The following is an 18,474-nucleotide window of genomic DNA, read 5'->3' as shown; positions in this document are numbered from 1 at the left end:
GTGTTTCATGAAGCCTGTCAGAAGTCGTTCAAAGACCCTGCTGCAACGAGGGGTCGTCCGGGTTCATCTGCTCGAGCTGGGCCAGCAGCACCTGCACGTTCTGCAACTGGCCACTTTCTTTCCAGTAACTGATCAGCAGCACCCGTGCCTTGCGGTCGGCGGGGTGGCGCTGAACGATTTCCTGTAACTGTTTCTGCGCCGCTTCGAGTTCCTCGGCGCTGTGCAGCGTGGTGGCGAGGTCGTAGCGATAGTCCTTGTTATCAGGCTCCAGCTCCACGGCCTTGGACAGACCGAGCAGGGCGAACTCCCGTTGATCGTGATGCAACAGCCACAGGCCCAGGGCATGTTGCAGGTAGGCGGAATCGGGTTGGGCCTTCAGTTGTCGGGCCAGCAGTTGCCGGGCGGCGTCGCTCTGGCCCTGGCGGTCGAGCACCTCGATCTGCATCACCAGCGCCGGCAGATTGGCGGGATCCAGGCGCAGGGTCTGCTCGAGGGCTTCCTGCGCCTGTTTGAGCTCGGCATTGTGGAGGTACAGACGCGCCAATTGCGCATGGTTGGCGGCACTTTCCGGCTGATGCTTGAGCGCCTCCTCCCACACGTCGATGCCTTGCTGCAACGGCGCGAAGTACAGGCCCAACTGGTCCGGCGACAGGCCGAGCAGGGCGTTGATCGCGGCAAAACGAACGTTCTGGTCTTCATCGTCGAGCAACGGGCCAAGCAACAGACTGCGCTGGCCGCCCGGCACCAGACCGGTCACGCTCCTGATCGCCGCCATTCGCACGTCGGGGGACTCGTTCTGGAGATCGGCATCGGCCAGTTTCAACGCTTGCGGGCTCGGGTAGTTCGGCAGTTCGGCATGCAGCCAGACGCGCCGCTTGACGGAAAGATCCGGTCGTCCCAATTGCTGGTACAAAACCCGCGCCGCGCCCGGCTGGCCGGCCCGGGCGGCGGCCAGCGCTTCACTGTAGCCATGCTTGATGGCTTCCGGCACCACGGGAGCGGTGCTGCGCAGCGACAGCCAGGCAACCAGAAGGACAAGCACGAGGCCAAGACTGATGAACACGTAGCGGCGGGACTGAGGCATGCAGGTATCCGAAGCTTTCATATTGACGCAGAGGGGCAAGCTTCGGTCAGCTGACGCCTTGAGTCAAACACTCTGCCCGATATGTCACACGACTGAGGATGAATATCCCTACAACATCTGTCGGTCCCGGAAGCCGTCGAGCTTTCGATGCAGTGACTACGCTTGGTGAAGTTCCTTTGGCGAGTGCGTTCATGCAAGCCCTGCTCAATTATTTCAAGACGGTGATCCATCCTGGTCAGGCCGTGTTGCTGTTTGCCCTGCGCACCATTGCAGCCGGGTTGCTGACGCTGTACCTGGCGTTCCTGTTCGATCTGGATCAACCCAAATGGTCGATCATGGCGGTGGTCATCATCAGTCAGCCGCTGGCCGGGATGGCGCTGGCCCGCAGTTTCGGTCAGGTCATCGGCACCACGCTGGGCGCGGCGGTGGCGGTGCTGATCATGGCGATTTTCCCTCAGGCGCCTTTGCCCTTCATCACAACCCTGGCGCTGTGGCTGGCGCTGTGCACGGCCGGCGGCACCTTGCTGCGCTACACCAGTTCCCAGGCGTTCGTGCTCAGTGGCTACACCGCCGTGGTGGTGGCGTTGCTGGCCATTCCGGACCAGGACGGCACCTTCCTGCTGGCGGTTACCCGGGTGACCGAAACCCTGCTGGCGGTGGCCTGCGTCTGTGTCGTCAGCCTGTTGACGGCCCGTCCGGAGGCGGTTTCGCGCAACTACTTCGCCAAAGTCGATCAGGTGATCAAACTGGTCGCCACCCATGCCGCTGCGGTGATTCGTACCGAAGAAAGCGAATCCGAATTCCAGCGCCGGCAAATGCTACTGCTCGGCGAAATCAGCGCCCTGGAAGGCTTGCGCCGTCATCTGTATTTCGATGCACCGCGTCTGCGCAGTGCCAACAATCTTGTGTTGATGCTGGGCAATCAACTGATGCTGCTGACTTCGCGCCTGACAGCCCTGCGTCATCAGCGGCAGTTGCTGACCGAACGCTGGGACGGGGATCTGCCGCTGGAGGTCCAGCGCTTGCGTGCCGATGAACTGGCGTTTCTCGATCAACTGGCACAATACGGGCGTTCAATGCCGGAAGACATGAGGCATCAGCTGGTTGTCCTGCAACAACAGTTCGAAGCGCTGGCCTACAGGGCCGAACAGTTGACCGAGGACATGAGCGCAACCTTGCGTTCGCTGGCATGGGCCCTGCGCTGGGAGCAGGCGCGGCTGCTGCAACAACTGGAGCAGATCCTCGAACTGAGCGAAGCCATACAGGAAGGTCGGGAGGCCAGTTGCATGTTCCGTGGCCAGTCCAGCCCGCTGCACCTGGATTTCACTCTGGCGACGATGAATGCGATCCGGGCCTTCAGTGCATTGCTGGTGGCGGGGCTGATCTGGATCGAAACGGCCTGGGACGGTGCCCGTGGCGGGATGATTCTGGTGGGGATTCTGTGTTCGCTGATGGCAACGTTCCCGCGCCCCTTGATCGCCGCGCAGAGCTACGCCCGGGGACTGGGCCTGGCACTGGTGGTTTCGGCTTTGTATCAGTTCATGCTGGTACCGGCGGTCAACGACTTCGAATGGCTGGCGTTATTGCTGGCTCCGCTGCTTTATGTGATTGCGGTGGGACTGGCCAGCCCTGCCACGGCGGGCATCGGCATGGGGCTGGGCTTGTCGAGTTTCCTGATGCTCGGCCCGCAGAACGTCGGCACCGGGCAGAACACTGCCATTCAATGGTTCGAGTTTGCCGGTGCCTACGTCAGTGCGGCGATGCTGGCCCTGATCGTCTATGCGTGGATCTTTCCGTTCCGGCCGGTGTTGCGAATCCGTCGGTTCTACAACGAAGCGCGGGAACAGGTGTATCAACTGATCAAATTACCCGCCACGGACGAACAGCAATTCGCGTTCGAAAGTCGTATGGTCGATCGCCTGACCACCATGCTGGGTCTGTTGCCGGCAGCCAATGATCCGGACATGCAACGACGCTATGAAATCAGCCTCGCCTGTGTGGCGCTCGGTGTCGCCATTCACCAGCTCAGACAACAGGTGCAGGGCAACGCTTTACTGACGGACACCTTCGGCCGGCAACTGATGGACGCCTTGCGCCAGACCGGCCGCTTCGTCGCTGGCCGGCCGGATGTACACCTGCCGGCCTTGCTGACGACGCTACATGCGCTCGGTGACGAACTGGATGACCTGCATGCCGCCACACACGAGCACCTGTGGTCGGTATTCCGCATGCGTGTGGCGCTGCTGATCGTCGTCTCGTTCCTTGAGCGTCACGGTGAATATCTGCAACACAACGCCCCTGAAGGAGAACCCGTCCTTGCCCATTGATTTCGAGGTAGGCGGCGTCTACCTGCCGCCAATCGCCCAGGCGCTGATCCTCGCCATACCGGTCTTTCTGTTACTGGACTGGGTATTGCGCCGCCTCGGCGTGCTGTGCCTGGTCTGGCATGAAGCGCTGTTCGAAGGCGCGTTGTACGCCTGTGTTTGCGCCACATTGATTCTGTTGATGGGAGCCTGATGCCTTGAAGACGTTGCTCACTCGATTGACGACATTGGCAGTGGTGCTGCTGGCCATCGTGCTCGGCTGGTTCGCCTGGGAGCATTACACCCGTGCGCCCTGGACGCGGGATGCGCGGGTGAGGGCAGACGTGGTGACCCTGTCGGCGGATGTCTCGGGACGCATCGTCAGTCTGGCGGTGCAGGACAACCAACACGTCGAGAAGGGCCAATTGCTGCTGGAGATCGATCCGGCTCGCTACAGTCTGGCGGTTGAACATGCCCGGCGTTCGGTCGAGGTGGCCAAGGCCACTCTTGGTCAATCCCGGGCGTCCATCGTGGCCAGCGAGGCCTTGCTGAAACAGCGCGAGAGCGAAGAGCGGCGCAGGCGCACGCTCAAACAGGGCTTTGCGATCTCCGGCGAAGAGTGGGAAAAGTCCAGCACTGACGTGGCTGTGGCCCAGGCCGACTTGCTGCGCAATCAGGCCAATCTCGGCCTGGCCGAGGCCAATGTGCAACTGGCGATTGCAGCACTGACTCAGGCCGAGCTGGATTTGCAGCGCACCCGTGTCGAATCGCCGGTCAGCGGCTACGTCACCAACTTGCTGACCCGACAGGGCGACTACGCGGTGGCCGGCGGCGCATTGCTGGCACTGGTGGACAGTGACTCGTTCTACGTCAGTGGCTATTTTGAGGAAACCAAGTTGCCACGGATCGAGGAGGGCGACAGGGTTCGGATCGAATTGATGAGCGGAGAGAAGTTTGGCGGCACGGTCCAAAGCATCGCCTTCGCCATCGCCGACCGGGAAAACGCGCCGGGCAGTCGATTGCTGGCCAACATCAATCCCAGTTACACCTGGGTAAAACTGGCACAACGGGTGCCGGTGCGAATTGGCATCGACCCCGACTATGCAGGCAAGGATCGCCTCAGGGCAGGCACCACAGCCACCGTCACCGTTCTGGAAAACCACGAAAGACAGGCACAAAAAAGCCCCGCGACCGAATGATACGCGGGGCAAAAAATTGGTTGGTTGCGGCCAACCAAAGGAGCTCTTTAAAAAACTGTTACTTGCTGGCGACCGTTTCCGGTTGCCAGCCACCACCGAGGGCCTTGTAGATCGCGACGATGCCGCGATACAGCTCGACTTCGGCCTGAGCCTGGCTGTCTTCGGCATTCAAGCGTTCGCGCTGAGCGTCGAGCAGCACCAGGAAATCGGTGGTGCCTTCGCGGTAGCGGATTTCAGCCAGATCGGCAGCCTTGCGGCTGGATTCGCTTTGGCGGATCAGCGAGATCAAGCGTTGCTGACGTTTGCCGTAATCGCTGAAAGCGTTTTCCGACTCTTCCAGAGCCAGCAGCACTTGTTGCTCGTAGGTCGCCAGTGCGCCTTCGGCATCGGCGTCGGCACCGCGCAAACGGGCACGCACGCTGCCAAGGTCGAACGCCGCCCAGGTGATGCTCGGGCCCAGCGCCCAGGCATTGGCCGCCGAGGAGCCGATCTGCGAACCACGCCCGGCGGTCCAGCCGAGGAAGCCGCTGAGGCTGACCCGTGGGAACAGGTCGGCCTTTGCCACACCGATACGCGCCGTGGCGGAAGCCAGTTTGCGTTCGGCGCTGAGGATGTCCGGGCGACGTTGCAGCAGTTCGCCCGGATCACCGATCGGCAATGCCTTGGCGATGGCTGGCAAGTCTTTCGGGCTCAGGTCGACGGTCAGTTTGTCCGGACGTTCACCCAGCAGGGTGGCGATGCGGTTTTTCTGCCGAACCTGTTCCGCCTGCAATTGCGGCACGCTGGCTTCGACCGAGGCCAGACGGGCATCGGCGCGCTCGACATCGAGCTGATCGCCCACGCCGGCGTCACGCAGGCTGATGGTGATCTTGCGCGACTCCTGCTGGTTTTCCAGGTTGGCCACGGCGATCTTTTCCCGCAGTTGGGCGCCACGCAGTTGACCGTAGGCGTCCACCAGTTCGGCAATCATGGTGACTTGCAGCTGATACAGATCGGCTTCGGCAGCCTGCTGATCGGCTTCGCTGGCTTCCAGGTTGCGCTGGATGCGACCAAACAGATCGACCTCCCAGGCCATGTCCAGACCCAGGTCATAGCGTTCGCTGTTGACCCGTTGGGTGGTCTGGCCGGGAATCTGTCCCTTGCCCAGATTGCTGCTGGCACGGCTGGTGATGGTCGGCATGGCGTCATTGCTGACGTCGTCGCGAATCGCCCGGGCCGCTTTCCAGCGAGCAAAGGCGACGCGCAGTTGACGGTTACCCTGCAGTGATTGAGTCACCAACTGGTTGAGGGTCGGATCGTCGAACTGCTGCCACCAGATGCCTTCGAACTTCGAACGGTCAAAGTTCTTCTGGCCGGCGGCGCCGTCGGTGGCGGCCGTGATGTTGGCCGCCTCCGTGGCTGGGGTCTTGTAGTCAGGGCCGACTGCGCAGGCGCTCAGCGCCAGTACCAGCAGGCTCGGCAGGAAGACTTTCAGACTCATTGGTGCGCCTCCAGTTGCTGTGGAAGATTCTGCGCCTTGGCCGCTTTGCGGGCTTCACTGCGTTCCACGAAGTTGCGGATCAGTACATAGAACACTGGCGTCAGCAGCAGACCGAAGAAGGTCACCCCGAGCATGCCGGAGAACACCGCCACACCCATGGCGTGACGCATCTCGGCACCGGCACCGCTGGAGAACACCAGTGGCACCACACCCATGATGAACGCGAAGGAGGTCATCAGGATCGGCCGCAGACGCAGACGGCAGGCTTCCAGTACAGCAGCCAGCGGATCGAGACCTTCCTGTTGTTTGTCCTTGGCGAACTCAACGATCAGAATCGCGTTCTTACAGGCCAGGCCCACCAGTACGATCAAACCGATCTGGGTGAAAATGTTGTTGTCGCCGCCGGAAATGATCACGCCGGTGATGGCCGAGAGCAGGGTCATCGGTACGATCAGGATCACCGCCAATGGCAGGCTCCAGCTTTCGTATTGAGCGGCGAGCACCAGGAACGCCAGCAGTACGCAGAGCGGGAACACGAACAGCGCGGTGTTGCCGGACAGAATCTGCTGATAGGTCAGGTCGGTCCACTCGTAGGTCATGCCGTTCGGAAGTTCATCCTTGAGCAGTTTCTCGATGGCTTTTTCGGCCTGGCCGGAGCTGTAGCCCGGGGCTGCCGCACCGTTGATTTCAGCAGTGATGAAGCCGTTGTAGTGCATCACGCGATCCGGCCCCGAGGTGTCGCTGACCTTGATGAAGGTCGCCAGCGGGATCATTTCGCCCTTGTTGTTGCGTACTTTCAGCTGGCCGATCTGGTCGGATTCGAGGCGGAACTGTTGCTCGGCCTGAACGTTGACCTGATAGGTGCGCCCGAAGCGGTTGAAGTCGTTGGCATACAGCGAACCCAGGTAGATCTGCAGGGTGTCGAAGATGTCGCTGACGGCCACGCCGTGGGTCTTGGCTTTTTCCCGGTCGATGGCGGCATCGACCTGCGGCACGTTCACGGTGTAGCTGGTGAACAGGTTGGCCAGCTCCGGAACGTTATGGCTCTTGGCAATAATGTTCATGGTTTCCTTGTACAGCTCTTCGTAGCCCAGGTTGCCCCGGTCTTCGATTTGCAGGCGGAAACCACCGATGGTGCCCAGACCTTGTACCGGCGGCGGCGGGAAGATCGCCATGTACGCTTCCTGGATATTCGCGTATTGGCCGTTCAGGGCCCCGGCAATTGCACCGGCGGACATGCTCGGGTCTTTACGCTCGTCGAACGGTTTCAGGGTCACGAACACGATGCCGGCGTTCGGGCTGTTGGTGAAGCCGTTGATCGACAGGCCCGGGAACGCTACGGCGCTTTCCACGCCCGGCTGTTTCAGTGCCAGGTCGGACATGCGCTTGATCACGTCTTCGGTACGGTCCAGGCTCGCGGCGTCCGGCAGTTGCGCGAAGGCCACCAGGTATTGCTTGTCCTGACCGGGTACGAAACCGGTCGGCGTGCTGGAGAAACCGAAGAAGGTCAGCACCATCAAGCCTGCGTACAGGAAGAGGGCGATGCCGCTGCCACGGATGACCCGGCGCACGGTGCCGACGTAGCCATGACTGGCGCGGTCGAAGAAGCGGTTGAACGGACGGAACAGCCAGCCACCGAAGATCTTGTCCAGCACCCGCGAGAAGCGGTCTTTCGGCGCGTCGTGACCTTTAAGCAACACAGCGGCCAGCGCCGGCGACAGGGTCAGCGAGTTGAAGGCCGAGATCACGGTCGAGATCGCGATGGTCAAGGCGAACTGCTTGTAGAACTGACCGGTGAGGCCGGAGATGAATGCCGCTGGTACGAACACCGCACACAGCACCAGCGCCGTGGCAATGATCGGACCGGTTACTTCACCCATGGCCTTTTTGGTCGCATCGAAGGGGTTGAGCCCCAGTTCGATGTTCCGCTCGACGTTCTCCACCACCACGATGGCGTCGTCCACCACGATACCGATCGCCAGTACCAGGCCGAACAGCGACAGGGCGTTGAGCGAGAAGCCGAACAGGTGCATCACCGCAAACGTACCGATCAACGATACCGGCACCGCCACCAACGGAATGATCGAGGCGCGCCAGGTCTGCAGGAACAGGATCACCACCAGAACCACGAGGATCAGTGCTTCGAAGAGAGTGTGAACCACCGCCTCGATGGAGCCGCGCACGAAGATCGTCGGGTCATAGACGATGCTGTAGTCCATGCCTTGCGGGAAGCTTTTCTTCAGTTCTTCCATCTTGCCGCGAACTTCGTTCGAGATTTCGATGGCGTTGGAGCCTGGACGCTGGAAGATCGGGATCGCCACGGCCGGCTGGTTGTTCAGCAGCGAACGCAGGGCGTACTGGCTGGAACCCAGTTCGATGCGGGCAATATCCTTCAGGCGAGTGATTTCACCGTTGTCGCCGGCGCGAATGATGATGTTCTCGAACTCTTCCTCGGAGACCAGACGGCCCTGAGTGTTGACCGACAGCTGAAAGCTCTGGGCATTCGGGGCTGGGGGCGCGCCCAACTGGCCGGCGGCGACCTGACGGTTCTGCTCGCGAATCGCGGTCACCACATCAGTGGCAGTCAGATTGCGCGAAGCGGTCTTGTTCGGGTCCAGCCATACACGCAGCGAGTAATCGCCCATACCGAACAGCTGCACGTCACCGACACCACCGAGGCGAGCGAGCTCATCCTTGATGTTGAGGATTGCGTAGTTGGACAGGTACAGCATGTCGTAGCGTTTGTCCGGCGAGGTCAAGTGCACAACCATGGTCAGGTCGGGCGAAGCCTTGTCGACGGTGATACCGATGCGCGTCACTTCCTCTGGAAGTTTCGGCTCGGTCCGGGTCACGCGGTTCTGCACCTGCACCTGCGCGTTGTCCAGGTCGGTACCCAGGGCGAAGGTGATGGTCAGGGTGATCTTGCCGTCGGCGGTGGACTGCGAGGACATGTACAGCATGTTCTCGACGCCGGTGATGGCTTGCTCCAGTGGAGCGGCCACGGTTTCACCGATGACTTTGGGGTTGGCGCCCGGGAAGTTGGCACGTACCACCACGGTGGGCGGCACGACTTCCGGGTATTCGCTGATCGGCAACTGGAACAGCGAGATAGCGCCGGCGATCAGGATCAGCAGCGAAAGCACCGCTGCGAAGATCGGCCGTGAAATGAAGAATTGGGAAAAATTCATCGGAGTTGTCGTCCCTTAACCGCGTGGGGTCGCTGCAGCCAGTTTCACAACCGATCCAGACGCGCCTTTGGCAGGTGCGACTTTGGGCAGGTTGCTGGCTTCCAGCGCTTGTCGTTGTTGAGCGAGAGCGGCAATGGTTTGCTCGCTGGCCATCGGGATCACTTCAGGGGATACCGGAGAGCCAGGGCGAACCCGTTGCAGACCCTTGACGATGATCGTGTCGTCCTTGTTCAGGCCGCTGCGCACGATGCGCAGGCCTTCGATCTTCGGACCGAGCTCGACGGCGCGGTAGGCGGTCTTGTTGTCGCCATCCATCACCAGCACGAACTTCTTGCCGAGGTCGGTACCGACCGCTTCGTCGTTGATCAGCATGGCGTTGTAGGTGCCGCTGCCGACCAGTTTCAAACGCGCATACAGACCCGGGGTGTAAGTGCCGTCGCTGTTGTCGAACACGGCGCGACCACGAATGGTGCCGGTCTTCGGGTTGACCTGGTTGTCGACGAAGTTCATCTGGCCCAGGTGCGGGTTGCCGTCTTCGTTGGACAGGCCCATGTACACCGGAGTGGTGGCGCCGCGCTGACCCTGACGGGCGAGCTGGGTGTATTTGAGGAATACACGCTCGTCGGCGTCGAAGTAGGCATAGACCTTGTCGGTGGACACCACGCTGGTGAGCGGGGTGGTGTCGGCGGTCACCAGGTTACCGGCGGTGATCTCGGCCCGGCTGACGCGGCCACTGATCGGTGCGGTTACACGGGTGAAACTCAGGTTCAGTTTGGCCAGATCCAGTTGTGCTTGCAGGGCGCCGACAGCGGCACGCGCTTCTTGTGCAGCGCTGGTGCGCGAGTCAGCCAGCTCGGCGGAAATGGCGTTGCTGGCACGCAGGCGTTCGCCACGGCCGGCTTCGTTTTCACTGCGAGTGGCGTTGGCGCGAGCCTGGGCTACGAGAGCTTCAAGGCGGCGAACCTCGGCCTGGAACGGACGCGGGTCGATCTGGAACAACAGGTCGCCTTTCTTGACCAGTGCACCTTCGGTGAAGGCGACTTCGTCGATCTGGCCGGAGACCCGTGGACGGATTTCAACGGTTTCCGGCGCCTCGAGGCGCCCGGTGAATTCGTCCCACTCGTTGACCGGTTGTTCCAGCACCTTGGCCACGCTGACCTTGGCAGCAGGCATGGCGGCGGCGGTTTCTGGAGTCTTGCCGCAGGCGCTCATCACCATCACGGCCAACAGAGCCAACGGGAAGCGCAAATGTTTGAGTGATTGTTCCATGGATGCATCCGCCAATGTATTGAAGATGGGCGGATGATGCTCGGCAGGTAGATAGCAAACGAATCGAATGACACGAAGGTAACTATCATTCGGAATGATATAAGACCGAGCGAAGCCCTCTAGCATGCACCTTTCGTTAGGGGGCTATCAATATGGTCGATGACAAATCTGTGTTGCGCGACCTGCAAGGATGAGATCGACAGGAATTCTTTGCGGCAGATGCAAAGAGACGGCCATGGCGGCCGTCTCGATCAGCGTGTTGCGCGGTGACTCAGTTGACGCCTTTGCGGTTCGGCCCGAAGCGGTTCGGACCTGGCTGGCTGTCCTGCACCAGAAACACCAGGTTGACGATCGGCAGCAGCAACCACCAGCCGCTGCGGTCGGTGTCGTGCATGCGGCGTGCACCGACGGCGATGCTTGGCAGCAACATCGCCAGGCTGTACAGGTTGTAAAGGATGCCCTTGGTATTGAACATTGCATCGAGAACACCGATGACAATGCAGATACCCATGTTGATCAGAATGAACATCCAGTACTCGCGGCGGGTGGCGCGACCCTTGAATTCGGCGTAGTTCTTCAGCGCTTCCATGTAAGGGTTGCCCGTCGCGATGGCGGGACCGCTTGCAAAGGACGGCTGGGTCGCCTGAGGTGCGCCGCATTGCGGGCAAGCCACGGCCAGGCTGCTAATTTCCTTGGCGCAACCGCGGCAGAAAACCATGCTCATATTTTTTCCCTAAAATTATTCAATCGATAGACAGGACAAAACGAACGCGGCAATGCCTGACAAGATAATGCCGGCAATCGCGAGGTTTCTTCCTGGATGTTTTTGGTTGATACAGACAATGCCGCAAATGAGACCCGCGATGCTGAGAAATCCCACACCGACAATCGCGTCCCTGTCCCATTCGGAGTCATCAAACAGGGTGAGTGCGCTGATAATTCCGAGGATCAACGAAACGATGGCCAGCCAAGGCATTTCGGCTTGCGTTTGCGGCACTGGGGCCTGCTGAGGAGCCCCGCATTGGGGGCAAGTGAGCGCCGTTTCGTGTAGCTCCTTGGCGCAAGCACGACAATAGACCATTGCCATCGTTTTCCTTAACTGAGTGCGAATGCCCGACCTGACATCAATCGGGGCGGCGACAAATTAAACTTTATTGCGGGATTTGTCATTAGGCACTTTGCCAGCACTCGCGCGGCGCACCGAAATGACAGGGTTTTCTGCGCCAGTCATTTCTTCGGCATGGTCGAGCGCTTCACCGGCTCTTTGCTGTTCAAGATGCGTCGCGCGGCATGTACCGCCCGCTCGGAGAGCATTTCCATGCGCGCTGACTGCAGGTCCCAGGCGTGCCAATAAAGCGCTACATCAGTGAAATGGCCGGGTGCCAAATCCACCAGCTCCCGATTTTTCAGCAGGTCGCTTACCTGCATGTACGGCACCATCCCGTATCCGAGGCCACGACGAATGGCTTTGAGGCGTGCTTCGGGAAGTGACAGGTAATGGGTCGGATAAGCATCTGCCTGCAGACCGAAACGCGACCGCATGAAATCAGACTGCAAGGTGTCCTTGCGCGAATAAGCGAATACCGGTGCCTTGCGTGCAGCCGCGCGGGTCAGGCCCTTGGCAAACCAACGCTGCTGAAAGGCGGGCGATGCCACCAGTTGGTAGCGTACTGACCCCAGCAACTCGGCAAAACATCCTCGCATCGGCTGTGAGCGCGTGCCGATGCAACCGATGACCTGGCCACTTTCCAGTAATGCATAGGTGTGGTCCTGATCGTCGACCACGACGTCGAGCAGGATTTTTTCGCTGACGAATATCTCGGCCAGAGCAGGGAAAAACCAGGTCGCCAGCGTGTCACCGTTGACGGCTATGACAACCCGCAGATGGTCTTTTTCGTCACCGGTCAGGTCGTTGAGGAGTTCCTCTTCGAGCACCGTTGCACGGCGAAGATAGAGCATCAGCTTTCGTCCGGCCTGAGTGGGTTCGCACGGTCGCCCGCGCACCACCACCGAGCTGCCCAGGCGAACTTCCAGTGCGTGTATCCGTTGGGACACCGCCGACGGCGTCACGTTGAGCCGTTCCGCGGCCTTTTCGAAACTGCCGCTGTCGACGACGGCAAGGAACGCCTGCATCTGTTTTGCATCGAGTTGCATGGCCGCCAGTCTCGTTTAGTTTTTCTAATCCGTACTGAAAGATACTTCGTTTTTCTTCATCTCGGTACCGAACTGCTCAATCATTCCATCACGGCGATCTGACCGATTCAGACCCGCACAAACGTCGCGCTATTGACCACACGGGGTCAGCGTTATTAGGAATGAAATGTCCAGCAACCGATGCCTGCCATGAAACTCAACATGATTATTGCTGTGAGCGCTGTCGCATTGGTCGGCAACTATATCTGGCAGTCCCACGACTTGAAGCTCGGACCCTACGAATATCAGGCGTCAGCGAATGCTCTGCTATCGAGGCACACCCACTCAGGGGCTCGTCAGTTGGCCTTGGACAATGCCTGCAAAAAGTGTGCATCGCTTGGCAAGCAACTCGGCGAGTTTGAAGTTCAATCTCGCTTGCCGCTGGATCCTGAGAATGAAGTCGCCCACGTGAGGTTCGTCTGCAAGTGATTTCAAACAGCGCCTTTTACCGATGGAGAAAACCATGAAGTTCATTTTTTTCACGTTGTGCGCGATGCTTTTGAGCGCATGTGCCACTTCTGTTCATGATTGGTCCAGGCCGGGCGCAAGTGCCTCTGACATCCAGCACGACAAAGCTGAATGCCACTACCAGGCCAAAGCGGCAACGGCCAGCTACCACTCCACGCCGGCAGCAAATGACCAGACTCACGGCATGGGCAGCGCCGTGGGGGATGGCATCGTTATCGCTGAAAAACAGATCGATCTGACCAATGATTGCATGCGGGTCAAAGGCTATGCCGGCCAATGACGCACGCCTGTATCCCGAGCGCCGAGAGTTTCACCCCACCCCACGATGAACCCGTCCGCGTTTCTTTATAGTAGAGTCGCCATCGAACCACCTGTCGTCTGAGGCTTTCCGGCAATTGGTGTACGCAAAACCGACAGATGGACACGACTTTCAAATGAGCGACTCTACGACGACCACCAGCGGCAATTGGTATGCGGTCATTGCGCTGGCACTGGCGGCATTCGTCTTCAACACCACCGAATTTGTCCCGGTCGGCCTGTTGAGTTCGATTGGCAGCAGCTTCGACATGACGTCGGCTCAGGTTGGCCTGATGCTGACCATCTATGCCTGGGTGGTGTCGCTGACGTCGCTGCCCATCATGCTGCTGACGCGCAACGTCGAGCGGCGCAAGCTGTTGATCGTGCTGTTTGCGATGTTCATCGTCAGCCACATTCTGTCGAGTGTGGCGACCAGCTTCGCCGTCCTGTTGCTGAGCCGGATCGGCGTGGCGTTATCCCATGCATTGTTCTGGTCGATCACCGCTTCTCTGGCTGTGCGACTGGCGCCGCCCGGTAAACAGGTCCAGGCCTTGGGCCTGCTGGCGACCGGCACTTCCCTGGCGATGGTGCTCGGTATCCCACTCGGCCGGATATTGGGCGAGGCGATGGGGTGGCGAACCACCTTTGTCGCGATCGCAGTGTTGGCGGCTACGCTGATGTTCTGGCTGGCGAGGGTATTGCCCTTGTTACCCAGCCAGAACTCCGGATCACTGAAAAGCTTGCCGTTGTTGTTGAAGCGACCGGCGCTGGTGGCGATCTATGTCCTGACGGCCATGGTCGTGACCGCTCACTTCACCGCCTACAGCTACATCGAGCCTTTCGTTCAGGTGGTGGCGGGCATGAGTGGCGAGACGGTCACGCTGATTCTGCTGTTATTCGGTGGCGCGGGGATTTTCGGATCTCTGCTGTTCAGCTGGCTGCACCGGTACAGCCCGCAGCGCTTTCTGATTGTCGCGGTGTCGTTGCTCGCGTTGTGTCTGGCGTTGCTGCTGCCATTGAACGGCAAGGTCTCATACCTGTGTGCGCTGAGTATCTTCTGGGGGATGGCGATCATGGGGTTTGGTCTGGCGTTGCAGTCCAAAGTTCTGGTGCTGGCGCCTGACGCGACCGATGTGGCGATGGCGCTGTTTTCGGGGATCTACAACATCGGCATTGGCGGCGGGGCGTTGATGGGGAGCTGGGTGGGGAGCCAGTTTGGTTTTGCTTATGTCGGGGTTGTGGGCGGGATGTTGGCGGGGTTGGCGTTGTTGCTTTATTGCCTGTCGGTCTATCGGGTGGCTCGATCCGGGGCTTCGGTCTGACGCATCAACTTGATGCGTCAGGCATAGCGCTAAATCATGACTCTTTGTTGGGTTGGGCTTTTGAGAAGTCCAACCGCTTCAACAGCTCCATGATTATTTCCTGCGTGTTGAGGGGAAACGGATCAGCGCTTGTTTTAGAGAAGTCTCTTCCGGCAAACAACTTTGATGCGATTGTAATTTTAATTTTGTGCTGCTCCTCCTCGGGAAGCGAAGCGAGGAAAGGAGAGATCGCTTTTAAATCAAGTGAGGTCTGAAGGTGCTGATACTGCTGCTCTCTGTGTTTGGCGGATTCTCTTGCAAGATAAGCAGCCGGCACGGATAGCAGAAAAGTCAGTGTGATCCGGAACAAAGACTTTTGCCAGTTGAACTCGGTGCCGATGGTTTCCCAGAATGAATAACCCAGAGAGAAAGCGATCAAAGCCATACAGGTCAATGAGCCGATGCGAAGCCAATCGGCTTTGTTTTTCTCCTCGGTAGCGCTCTTCTCATAATCGCCTGCGACGGCTCTTCCGGAGACGTGGCCGAGGATGTTGTCTATTTCTGCTTTTTTGCCCTCGATCTCATGCAGGGCTACTGAATATAAAGCGGTTATTTTGTCTATTTCAGTGCTGGCAATGGATTCCAGCCCGCTGATTCTCTGTTCAAGGCCGGTTATTTTGAAGTCGTTATCTGCCAGGATTTTTTTGAATCGCTGGCCATGTTTTTCCTGTTCGTCCCAAGAGATTTTTGCGGGGGCCGTGGAAAAACCCTGTTTCAGTACGCCGTTTAAAAGCCCCCCGATTTCAATCGGCTCAAGCGGTTTGAGTGGCTTAGGTTCTTCACCTATCAAGAGCGTCAGTTTTTCGGCGTTTTCCGCTAGGCTGTTTTTGACTTCTATGGACTCAGACGCTGCCAGCTGAGGCGCGAAGTGCAAGATAATCTTGGTTGAGGATGCCAGTGCCTTTGCGTTTTGGGCGATTTTTACTTCATCGTTTTTTTTGATCGAGGTTGCAAGGTCTGTAATTTCCCGTTGCAGACCTTTGAAGTAAATATTCAATCCGTCATCTACGGGCGTGTCGGCAATGAGGTCTTTGAGTTGGATCAATGAGTTTTCAAGCTCACCAGCAAGCTTGATGATTGCTATCGTTTTTTCTTGCATGTGATTTCAGAGATCCTTCCTGGTTCAGGAGCAACTTTTAAAGCTCCGTTTTAATCGTGTTTCAAATGCTGGCGCTGAATCTCGGTGGAGCGTTTTTGCCTGCAAACTGAACCTTCATATTCAGTTTGCAGGCAATTCAAGACTATCCGGATCCCCAAAAAACATCTGAATCCGCGACCTCAACCACCGCTCCCCCGGATCGTTATCCTGCGACCCACGCCACGCCATGTGCAGTTCGAACGTGCGCGTCGGCAGCGGTGGATCTTCCGCCCGAACGCCGCCCGCAGACGTCAGCGCATCAGCCGTGTAATCCGGCACCGTCGCGACGATGTCGGTTCCGGCCAGCAACGTGCTCAAGCCATTGAACTGCGGCACGGCCAGCACCACGTGGCGTTTGCGGCCGAGTTTTTCCAGTTCTTCATCGATAAAGCCGCTGAGGTCGCCGGCGAACGACACCAGCGCGTGGGGGCGGGCGCAGTAGTCGTCCAGGCTCAGCGGCCCCGGTACGGTGTCGGCGCGCAGCAGTTTTGGCTGGCTGCGGCGCAAGACCTTGCGCTTGGCGTTGGCCGGCAGGTCGGTTGTGTAGCTGACGCCGATGGAGATTTCGCCAGAGGCGAGCAGACCGGGCATCAGGATGTAGTTGACGCGGCGTACCACCAGCACGATGCCCGGCGCCTCGGCACGCAGGCGCTTGAGCAGCATGGGCAGCAACGCGAATTCGACGTCGTCCGACAAGCCGATCCGGAATACCGAGGTGCTGGTGGCGGGGTCGAATTCGGCGGCGCGGCTGACCGCTGTCGAAATCGAGTCCAGTGCAGGCGAGAGCAGGGCGAAGATTTCCACCGCACGGGCGGACGGTTCCATGCTGCGTCCGGTGCGTACAAACAGCGGATCATCGAATAGACCGCGCAGGCGCGAAAGCGCCGCGCTGATCGCCGGCTGGCCGAGAAACAGCTTTTCCGCCGCGCGGGTTACGCTGCGTTCGTGCATCAGGGTTTCGAATACGATCAACAGGTTCAGGTCGACACGACGCAGGTCATTACGATTCATCTGGAGTCCTGGCAGAGTCATCAAGCTTGACGAGAGCGACCATATGAGAACAATGGCCGGCATGAATCTTACGGGGAAAGGCTGGTACTCTGCACCGGGTAATTCAGCTTTACTGAGATGGATGCAGCAGTTTTTTCATGGATTTGCTCAATGCTGGCCATACTGCGGAATCAATGACAGGCATGTCGACTATTAATAGCCACTGATAGTCTTGGCCGGAAAGCCCAGATAGAGTTCAGGGCATTAGAGGTTACTTTGACGAGGTTTGCGATGTCCCGCACGATCCGTTTTCACAAGTTTGGTCCGGCCGAGGTGCTCAAATGCGAAGAGCATGCGGCCGCTCAGCCAGGTCCTGGCGAAGTGCAGGTGCGTGTCGAGGCGATCGGCATCAGCTGGTATGACACGCTCTGGCGTCAGAACCTGGCATCGTCACAGGCTCGCCTGCCTTCGGGCCTGGGCCATGAAATGGCGGGTGTGGTCACGGCCATTGGCGACGGTGTCGAAGACCTGATCGTCGGTGACAAGGTGGCCAGCTTCCCGGCCGAGAGCCCCAATGACTATCCGGTCTACGGCGAACTGATCGTTCTGCCACGTACCGCGCTCACCCGTTATCCGGACGTGCTGACCCCGATCGAGGCGAGCGTGCATTACACGCCGCTGTTGATCGCCTATTTCGGTTACGTCGATCTGGCACGAGTCAAACCCGGGCAGTTTGCCCTGGTCACTGACGCCAGTCATTGCGCCGGTCCGTCGTTTGTCCAGTTGGGCAAGGCGCTGGGTGTGCGCGTGATTGCCGCCACGAAAACCGCCGAAGAGCGCGAATACCTGCTTTCCCTCGGTGCCGAGAAGGTAATCGTCACCGAAGAAGAAGACCTGTTGATGCGGATCAACAAGATCACCGACAACTGCGGCGTCAACGTCGTGTTCGACGGTCTCGGCGGCCCGCAGATGTCGCTGCTGGGCGATGTACTGGCACCTCGCGGCAGTCTGGTGTTGTATGGTCTGCAAGGTGGCAACCAGACGCCATTTCCGGCGTGCGCAGCGTTCCAGAAGAACATTCAGTTTTTCGTGCACTGCATCGGCAACTTCACCGGCAAGCCGGAACTGGGCATCGTCCAGGATCACGTCGCGCTGCAACGTGCCCTGCGTGACATCAACCAGTTGACGGCCGACCGCGTGCTGCTACCGCTCAAGACTCGGGTCTTCCCGTTCAACGAGTTTGTCGAAGCGCACCGCTACATGGATGAATGCCCATGCCGTGAGCGGGTCGCCCTGCAAGTCGAACCTGCCTGACCTTTGTGTTCAGAGTCCGTGGCCCCACGGACTCTTGTGCGTTCCATCCTTCAGACCATGAGAAACCCTGGGCGCAATGCCTGGGGACGTTCAGCAACTGAACTGGTTTTTACTCTTGATCTGTATCTTCTAATCGCCATTCAGACCCTGATAATTGAATGACTACTTTCATCTCAAGGAATGAGCTATG

At 59.1% G+C, this 18,474-nt stretch carries 16 protein-coding genes; 7 read left to right on the top strand and 9 right to left on the bottom strand.

The features are described from left to right. Positions 1-28: 28 nt before the first annotated feature. Entirely contained in the window at positions 29-1,084 is a 1,056-nt protein-coding gene (locus ACKLNA_RS05650; RefSeq protein WP_408985176.1) for a tetratricopeptide repeat protein, read from the bottom strand. 191 nt (positions 1,085-1,275) lie between these two features. On the opposite strand from ACKLNA_RS05650, the gene ACKLNA_RS05645 reads away from it, so the two are divergent. From ACKLNA_RS05645 to ACKLNA_RS05635, 3 genes are read left to right on the top strand one after another with little or no spacing between them, the layout of a single operon-like run. Then, complete coding sequence (locus tag ACKLNA_RS05645) at positions 1,276-3,411, top strand: FUSC family protein (RefSeq protein WP_408985175.1); 2,136 nt, start codon at positions 1,276-1,278, stop codon at positions 3,409-3,411. Next, the gene (locus tag ACKLNA_RS05640; protein ID WP_408985174.1) at positions 3,401-3,601 is read left to right on the top strand and encodes a DUF1656 domain-containing protein; all 201 of its coding nucleotides are present in this window, start codon (positions 3,401-3,403) and stop codon (positions 3,599-3,601) included. Before ACKLNA_RS05645 ends, ACKLNA_RS05640 begins: the two co-directional genes overlap by 11 nt. 4 nt (positions 3,602-3,605) lie before the next feature. Then, complete coding sequence (locus tag ACKLNA_RS05635; RefSeq protein ID WP_134826780.1) at positions 3,606-4,586, top strand: HlyD family secretion protein; 981 nt, start codon at positions 3,606-3,608, stop codon at positions 4,584-4,586. A gap of 58 nt (positions 4,587-4,644) precedes the next feature. Here ACKLNA_RS05635 and ACKLNA_RS05630 read toward each other — a convergent pair whose 3' ends face one another. From ACKLNA_RS05630 to ACKLNA_RS05605, 6 genes are all read right to left on the bottom strand, one after another. Beyond that, the gene (locus ACKLNA_RS05630; RefSeq protein ID WP_248739631.1) at positions 4,645-6,066 is read right to left on the bottom strand and encodes an efflux transporter outer membrane subunit; all 1,422 of its coding nucleotides are present in this window, start codon (positions 6,064-6,066) and stop codon (positions 4,645-4,647) included. Beyond that, the gene (locus ACKLNA_RS05625) at positions 6,063-9,254 is read right to left on the bottom strand and encodes an efflux RND transporter permease subunit (protein WP_408985173.1); all 3,192 of its coding nucleotides are present in this window, start codon (positions 9,252-9,254) and stop codon (positions 6,063-6,065) included. The genes ACKLNA_RS05630 and ACKLNA_RS05625 overlap by 4 nt, the downstream gene beginning before the upstream one ends. Before the next feature lie 15 nt (positions 9,255-9,269). Next, the gene (gene mexE / locus ACKLNA_RS05620; protein WP_085709792.1) at positions 9,270-10,523 is read right to left on the bottom strand and encodes a multidrug efflux RND transporter periplasmic adaptor subunit MexE; all 1,254 of its coding nucleotides are present in this window, start codon (positions 10,521-10,523) and stop codon (positions 9,270-9,272) included. Between the two features lie 271 nt (positions 10,524-10,794). Further along, positions 10,795-11,247 (bottom strand): DUF805 domain-containing protein, encoded by a 453-nt coding sequence (locus tag ACKLNA_RS05615; RefSeq protein ID WP_085709793.1) that lies wholly within the window; start codon positions 11,245-11,247, stop codon positions 10,795-10,797. Between the two features lie 15 nt (positions 11,248-11,262). Continuing rightward, entirely contained in the window at positions 11,263-11,610 is a 348-nt protein-coding gene (locus ACKLNA_RS05610) for a DUF4190 domain-containing protein (protein ID WP_085709794.1), read from the bottom strand. Positions 11,611-11,750: 140 nt separating this feature from the next. Continuing rightward, positions 11,751-12,677, bottom strand: a complete 927-nt coding sequence (locus tag ACKLNA_RS05605) for an HTH-type transcriptional regulator ArgP (RefSeq protein WP_408985172.1) — start codon at positions 12,675-12,677, stop codon at positions 11,751-11,753. A gap of 189 nt (positions 12,678-12,866) precedes the next feature. On the opposite strand from ACKLNA_RS05605, the gene ACKLNA_RS05600 reads away from it, so the two are divergent. The 3 genes from ACKLNA_RS05600 to ACKLNA_RS05590 all read left to right on the top strand — a co-directional run bounded on the left by ACKLNA_RS05600 (position 12,867) and on the right by ACKLNA_RS05590 (position 14,803). Continuing rightward, positions 12,867-13,145, top strand: coding sequence for a hypothetical protein (locus ACKLNA_RS05600; protein WP_408985171.1), 279 nt, complete (start codon positions 12,867-12,869; stop codon positions 13,143-13,145). A 34-nt stretch (positions 13,146-13,179) separates the two neighbouring features. Further along, positions 13,180-13,464 carry a hypothetical protein gene (locus ACKLNA_RS05595; RefSeq protein WP_408985170.1) on the top strand — a complete coding sequence of 95 codons (285 nt, stop codon included), beginning with the start codon at positions 13,180-13,182 and terminating at the stop codon, positions 13,462-13,464. Between the two features lie 154 nt (positions 13,465-13,618). After that, complete coding sequence (locus ACKLNA_RS05590; protein WP_408985169.1) at positions 13,619-14,803, top strand: sugar transporter; 1,185 nt, start codon at positions 13,619-13,621, stop codon at positions 14,801-14,803. A gap of 34 nt (positions 14,804-14,837) precedes the next feature. Here the strand turns inward: ACKLNA_RS05590 and ACKLNA_RS05585 are convergent, their stop codons facing one another. Beyond that, positions 14,838-15,941: a hypothetical protein gene (locus tag ACKLNA_RS05585; protein WP_408985168.1), complete on the bottom strand. Its 1,104-nt coding sequence runs from the start codon at positions 15,939-15,941 to the stop codon at positions 14,838-14,840. Positions 15,942-16,061: 120 nt separating this feature from the next. Continuing rightward, a complete protein-coding gene (locus ACKLNA_RS05580) occupies positions 16,062-16,991 on the bottom strand; it encodes a LysR family transcriptional regulator (protein ID WP_408985167.1) in 930 nt (309 codons plus the stop codon). A 270-nt stretch (positions 16,992-17,261) separates the two neighbouring features. Between ACKLNA_RS05580 and ACKLNA_RS05575 the strand changes: the two genes are divergently transcribed. Continuing rightward, positions 17,262-18,284 carry a zinc-dependent alcohol dehydrogenase family protein gene (locus ACKLNA_RS05575; RefSeq protein WP_408985166.1) on the top strand — a complete coding sequence of 341 codons (1,023 nt, stop codon included), beginning with the start codon at positions 17,262-17,264 and terminating at the stop codon, positions 18,282-18,284. The last annotated feature ends 190 nt before the right edge of the window (positions 18,285-18,474 follow it).

Origin of the sequence: Pseudomonas sp. UV AK001, assembly GCF_046097675.1 — a bacterium.
Taxonomy (GTDB): domain Bacteria; phylum Pseudomonadota; class Gammaproteobacteria; order Pseudomonadales; family Pseudomonadaceae; genus Aquipseudomonas; species Aquipseudomonas kribbensis.
This window is presented reverse-complemented; position numbering and strand designations above follow the sequence as displayed.

Bases quoted from the DNA above. Each gene is read 5' to 3' on its own strand.
- ACKLNA_RS05630 (WP_248739631.1), bottom strand. From the start codon at position 6,066: ATGAGTCTGAAAGTCTTCCTGCCGAGCCTGCTGGTACTGGCGCTGAGC.
- ACKLNA_RS05600 (WP_408985171.1), top strand. From the start codon at position 12,867: ATGAAACTCAACATGATTATTGCTGTGAGCGCTGTCGCATTGGTCGGC.
- mexE (WP_085709792.1), bottom strand. From the start codon at position 10,523: ATGGAACAATCACTCAAACATTTGCGCTTCCCGTTGGCTCTGTTGGCC.
- ACKLNA_RS05625 (WP_408985173.1), bottom strand. From the start codon at position 9,254: ATGAATTTTTCCCAATTCTTCATTTCACGGCCGATCTTCGCAGCGGTG.
- ACKLNA_RS05575 (WP_408985166.1), top strand. From the start codon at position 17,262: ATGTCCCGCACGATCCGTTTTCACAAGTTTGGTCCGGCCGAGGTGCTC.
- ACKLNA_RS05645 (WP_408985175.1), top strand. From the start codon at position 1,276: ATGCAAGCCCTGCTCAATTATTTCAAGACGGTGATCCATCCTGGTCAG.
- ACKLNA_RS05585 (WP_408985168.1), bottom strand. From the start codon at position 15,941: ATGCAAGAAAAAACGATAGCAATCATCAAGCTTGCTGGTGAGCTTGAA.
- ACKLNA_RS05610 (WP_085709794.1), bottom strand. From the start codon at position 11,610: ATGGCAATGGTCTATTGTCGTGCTTGCGCCAAGGAGCTACACGAAACG.
- ACKLNA_RS05615 (WP_085709793.1), bottom strand. From the start codon at position 11,247: ATGAGCATGGTTTTCTGCCGCGGTTGCGCCAAGGAAATTAGCAGCCTG.
- ACKLNA_RS05590 (WP_408985169.1), top strand. From the start codon at position 13,619: ATGAGCGACTCTACGACGACCACCAGCGGCAATTGGTATGCGGTCATT.
- ACKLNA_RS05650 (WP_408985176.1), bottom strand. From the start codon at position 1,084: ATGCCTCAGTCCCGCCGCTACGTGTTCATCAGTCTTGGCCTCGTGCTT.
- ACKLNA_RS05595 (WP_408985170.1), top strand. From the start codon at position 13,180: ATGAAGTTCATTTTTTTCACGTTGTGCGCGATGCTTTTGAGCGCATGT.
- ACKLNA_RS05580 (WP_408985167.1), bottom strand. From the start codon at position 16,991: ATGAATCGTAATGACCTGCGTCGTGTCGACCTGAACCTGTTGATCGTA.
- ACKLNA_RS05605 (WP_408985172.1), bottom strand. From the start codon at position 12,677: ATGCAACTCGATGCAAAACAGATGCAGGCGTTCCTTGCCGTCGTCGAC.